Genomic DNA, 4,854 nt, shown 5'->3' with positions numbered 1-4,854 from the left:
ACCGTCACCTCGCCGCGCCTTCCGCAGCCGCTGACCTACAAGCTCGTCTACAACCGCGCCACCTGAGCGTTTTTCGGGTGACGACGTGCGGGGCCGGCCGGGAGCGATTCCGGCCGGCCCCGCTCTTCGTCATGGTTCTACAGAAGGCCTCACGCGGAGGCGCGGAGACGCAGAGAGAACTTCGCGCCCTCTCCTCTGCGTCTCCGCGCCTCCGCGTGAGATTGCAGTTTAGGACGGCGGCGTGATCTCGGCTTTGCGGTCCGGGTGGATGGGCTCGCCGTTCGTGAGCCCCGCAGGCAGCAGCGACGGAACGATGCCGGGCGCGGACTCCCACGCATCGAAGACCTCGGCGTAGCGCAGCCCGAACGGCGCGCCCGCCGTGCGAAGCCGCTCCTCGATCCACGCCCGCTCGCCGAAGCCTATTCGCTTGAGGTAGAACTCGCCCAGCGCGAATATCCCTTCCAGGTACGGCTCCACGTCCACGGCGACGGCGGGGAGGACTGAGTGCGCGCCGCGGTAGGTGAAGACGGGCGCGGCGGCGCGGTGCGGCGTGCGCGGCGCCACCACCTTGGCGATCCGCGCCAGCGTCACGGCGTCGCGAAAGATGCGGCCGGTGGCCTGGTGATCCGGGTGGCGCATCCCGCGCGCCCACGCGTCGCCCCAGGTGAGGACGCCGTCCGGGCGTATCTCGGTGATCAGCTCGGCCACGCGCCGCGCGACCTCCGGCGTCGATTCCACACCGCAGTCGGGAAGGTCCAGGAAGCGCGTCTCGCACCCCAGGATCTCGCCGGCCTGGCGCCCGTGCTCCTCGCGGATCACCGCCACGCGGTCCTGCGCGATGCCGCCGAACGCCTGCGTCATCTCGCCGCGCGTCAGCCACACCAGCACCACGCGGTCGCCGCGCGCGCGCTGGGCCAGAATCGTCCCCGCCGCGCCCACCTCGTCATCCGGGTGCGCCAGCCCCACCAGCAGCGTCCGTTGCCCCATCCGCCCCTGCGCTCCTTCTTCCGTGTCATCGTCTCCGCGAGCCGCACAATCTCGCACCCGCCCCGCGCCCCGGCAAAGCCCGCGCCGGCCCAATGTCTCGACGTGACGCAGCGGATTGAGGGCGTCGCGTCAGTCGCGCGCGTGTGTGCGGACGATCTCTTCCGGGAGAGCGTCGCGCGGCTTCCTGATCTCGAGGTGCACGATGTCGCCGTCGTCGAGAAAGAGCTGCAGAGAGGTTTTCTTGCCGCTCTTGGGCAGGGCCGATGCGCGGACGATGGTCCGGCCGGTGAGCCGCTCCAGCTCTTGAAGCACCGCGAGGTCGCGAATCGCGTATGCCTCGCTGAGCTTGTAGCGCAGCTCGAAGACCGACTCCGGTGCTAGCGAAGCGACCTTGCCGCGCTGGGGAAGCAGCTGTACGGACACCGTCGAGAGCTGCCCGAGATCGACGAAGTAGTCCCCGCCATCCCGCGGGAGCTGGAGAATCGGAAAGTAGCCGATGCGCTGGCCGTTCATGACGCCGGGGTGCCGCTTCGCGGCGAGCTCCGCGAACGGGAGAAGGGGCGCAACGACGGCGAACGGGTCGAGAGAGGGGTCGCCCTCCGCCGCCGCGACTGCCTCCTCCTCCGGCCGGCCCTCGGCCATGAGCTCCCGGACGCGCTCGTTGAAGTCCTTCTCCAGGTCGCAGTCGTGACTCACGACCAGCACCGGACTGAAGCGAACGGACGCTGATAGATCCGGTGACAGGGTGCGCAGGTCTCCTTCCCACAGCGCGAGCCGCTGCACGTCCCCTAGCCGTCCCGGTCCCCGGCGCGGGCCGCTCAGATCGCGCTCGTCGGGCGGCAGGAGCACCACGGAAGGTGCGACGATGATGTCGCCCTGGCGGAGCGTGGGATGCGGGACTGCTTCGTACGCGGTCACGGCTATGCGCGGGGCCGGGTACGGCGGAACTCCGGCACACGCGCGTCTCGGGCTCCCAGCCGGATGCGGGCCTCACGGGTCACCGCCGACTCCGTCGCGAATTCTGGCAGTACCCGCCGGGCGTGTGCATCAGCCCCGCGAACGGCAAGCTCCCCAGATACGAGCGCGTCTTGCAGGCCAGAGAACGCCCCGGGCTCCGCCTTCTCCCGCAGAAGCTCCGTAAGCCGCTCCTCCACCTCGCGCAGTCGGGCCGCCATACGCCGGACCTGCTCCGTTGCGATGAGGGTTACGTCGTCGCCGCGGTTCGGGCCGAACGTGATCTGCTCACCGCGGTACGTGGCGCGCTTCACCAGTTCGGAGAGCTGCTCTCGGACATCCTTCATCGCCATGCCCATAATGCCTCCATTGCGCGTGTGCATACCGCTGTTACAAACATACATACCCGCGCGATGCGGGCAAGGGTGTTTACCTGCAACTTTCGTAATGCGAATCGTGTCGATCATCCGGACAATGTCTCACCCGCGCGCATTCGACGTACCCGGCGCCCGGCCCAATGCATGCACGGGCAATCATCTATGAGCACGCACGTCAACCAGCATCTGCACGCGACGATGAGCGATCCGCTTGAGCCTCGAGTCGATCGGTCTGCATTCTCCGCGGGCTCCTCTTTCGACGATGAAGATGAGCGGGCGTACTGGCACGCGCGCACTCCCGCCGAACGCCTCCGCCACATGGAATTTCTACGGCGGATCAACTACGGGTCCCGAGCTACCGAAAAGATGGAAAAAGTCCTTGAGGTGGTTCGGGTGACGTGGCGATAGTTTACTGCTAATCCCGGTGCTGAGCCGTTGTGGACAGCGGGGCGCGCCGGCGCTACTCATTCCCGCGTTCCTGACCCGATTCCCTCACCAGACCCGATGATGCCCGACGACTCTCTCGCGGTACTCTCCGCCGCCGAAACCGCGCGGCGGGTGCGCGCGGGGGAGGTGTCACCCGTGGAGGTGCTGGATGCGTGCCTGGCGCGCGTGGAACGGTTCAACCCCGAGCTCAACGCGGTGGTGACGCTCAACCCGCGGGCTCGCGAGGAGGCGCAGGCGCTGGAGGCGCGCATCGCGCGGGGCGAGGACCCTGGGCCCCTGGCGGGGGTGACGGTCGGGATCAAGGACGTCACCGAGGTCGCGGGGGTGCGCACCACCTATGGCTCGCCCCTCTTCGCCGACCACGTGCCCGAGCACGACGCCCAGGTGGTGGAGCGGCTGCGCGCGGCCGGGGCGATCATCGTGGGGAAGACGAACACCCCCGAGTTCGCGGCCGGCGGCAACACCTTCAACCCCGTCTTCGGCCGCACGCGCAATCCGTGGAACCCGGAGCGCAGCGCAGGCGGCTCCACCGGCGGCGGCGCCGTGGGGCTGGCGACGGGGATGTTCGCGCTGGCGCAGGGGACAGACCTGGGCGGCTCGCTGCGCATCCCCGCGTCGTTCTGCGGGGTGGTGGGGCTGCGGCCGTCGGTTGGGCTGGTGCCCACCTGGCCGCAGGATTTCATGTGGGACACGATGCAGGTGACCGGCGTCATGGGCCGCGGCGCGGAGGACGTGGCGCTGGGGCTCCAGGCCGTCGCCGGCGCGAGCGACCGCGCGCCGCTGGCCCAGCCCGTCGAAAGCCGCGACTTCGCCGCCGCGGTGCGCGGGGCGGATGCGCGCGGGCTGCGTGTGGCCTACTGCCGCGACATTGCCGGGATCGGCATCGACGCGGGGGTGGAGCGCGTGTGCCGCGAGGGGGGGCTGTCGCTGCGCCAAGCGGGCGCCACGGTGGACGAGATCGAGCTTGACCTGTCGTACGGGCGCGAGGCGTTCCTGGCGCTGCGCGGCCTCTGGTTCGTATCCCAGCTCCACCCGCACCTGGACAAGCTGGAGCACTTCGGCCCCAACGTGGCCAACAACGTGCGCGCCGGGCTGGCCACCTCGGTGGAGGCGCTGGGCGCGGCCGAGGGCGCGCGGCGGCGCATCTGGGAGCAGTTCCGGGCTTTCTTCCGCGAATACGACCTCCTGCTGACCCCCACGATGGCCGTGCCGCCGTTCTCGATCGAGGAAAACTTCCCGCGCACGGTGGGCGGGCGGGAGATGGCGACGTACGTGGACTGGATCGCGCCGACCTTCGTCCTCAGCCTCACCGGGCTCCCGGTTGCGTCGGTGCCGGCGGGGCTCGATGCGGAGGGGATGCCGGTCGGGCTGCAGATCGTCGCGCCGCCGCGTGGTGAGGAGCGGGCGCTGGCGGCGGCATCGGTAGTGCAACGGCTCTGTCCGGTCGGGATGCCGCCCCGCTTTCTCACTCCGGAGCCACGATGAACGACGAGGGATCGGACCCGCATTCCATCTTCACCGGCTCGCAGGCGACCGCCAACCTGGTCGGCTGGATCGACGGCGTGCTGATGGAGCTCCGCGAGGGGCGCATCAACCACGCGCGCGCCGCGCTGGAGGGGGAGACGTGGCGCACCGCGCGCGTGGACGGCGGCATCCCGCGTCCCATTTTGGAGCAGGCGCGCGAAAGCCTCTCGAACGCCGCGGAGGCGCTTGCGATGGAGGCGGTGGCGGAGGCGGAGGCGGCGCTGCTGCAGGCGCGATCGCGGTTCATGCCGGGGGCGTGAAGGGGGCCCTCACCCCCGGCTCGTTACACTCGCCTGCCCCCTCTCCCGATAACAGGAGAGGGCTCCGCCCTCTGTTCTCGGGAGAGGGGGCGGGACCTCGGCGCATCGGCGGGCGGCGGTGCCGGGTCGGGCACGGGCGGCCACGTGGGGCCGCCCCTACAAACGTCGGGGTGCGAGGCAAGGGTTTGGTGCGCGGGCGAGGGAGGGCAGACACGCAGGTCTGCCCCTACGGGTGGCGGTGCGAAATGCGGGCGGTGGAGCGGCGCCGGGCACGGGCGCGATGACTCGCGCCCCTACGGGATCCG

The 4,854-nt window shown here is 70.3% G+C and carries 5 protein-coding genes; 2 read left to right on the top strand and 3 right to left on the bottom strand.

What is annotated here, in order from left to right; genetic code table 11:
- Positions 1-228: 228 nt before the first annotated feature.
- The 3 genes from VF647_20040 to VF647_20030 form a co-directional block, all read right to left on the bottom strand.
- Entirely contained in the window at positions 229-987 is a 759-nt protein-coding gene (locus VF647_20040; protein HEX8454382.1) for a PIG-L family deacetylase, read from the bottom strand.
- A gap of 129 nt (positions 988-1,116) precedes the next feature.
- Positions 1,117-1,905, bottom strand: coding sequence for a hypothetical protein (locus VF647_20035; GenBank protein ID HEX8454381.1), 789 nt, complete (start codon positions 1,903-1,905; stop codon positions 1,117-1,119).
- A gap of 2 nt (positions 1,906-1,907) precedes the next feature.
- Entirely contained in the window at positions 1,908-2,294 is a 387-nt protein-coding gene (locus VF647_20030; protein HEX8454380.1) for a hypothetical protein, read from the bottom strand.
- A 531-nt stretch (positions 2,295-2,825) separates the two neighbouring features.
- On the opposite strand from VF647_20030, the gene VF647_20025 reads away from it, so the two are divergent.
- Positions 2,826-4,250, top strand: coding sequence for an amidase (locus VF647_20025; protein HEX8454379.1), 1,425 nt, complete (start codon positions 2,826-2,828; stop codon positions 4,248-4,250).
- A complete protein-coding gene (locus VF647_20020; GenBank protein HEX8454378.1) occupies positions 4,247-4,549 on the top strand; it encodes a hypothetical protein in 303 nt (100 codons plus the stop codon). The genes VF647_20025 and VF647_20020 overlap by 4 nt, the downstream gene beginning before the upstream one ends.
- The last annotated feature ends 305 nt before the right edge of the window (positions 4,550-4,854 follow it).

This window comes from Longimicrobium sp., from assembly GCA_036387335.1.
GTDB lineage: Bacteria > Gemmatimonadota > Gemmatimonadetes > Longimicrobiales > Longimicrobiaceae > Longimicrobium.
This window is presented reverse-complemented; position numbering and strand designations above follow the sequence as displayed.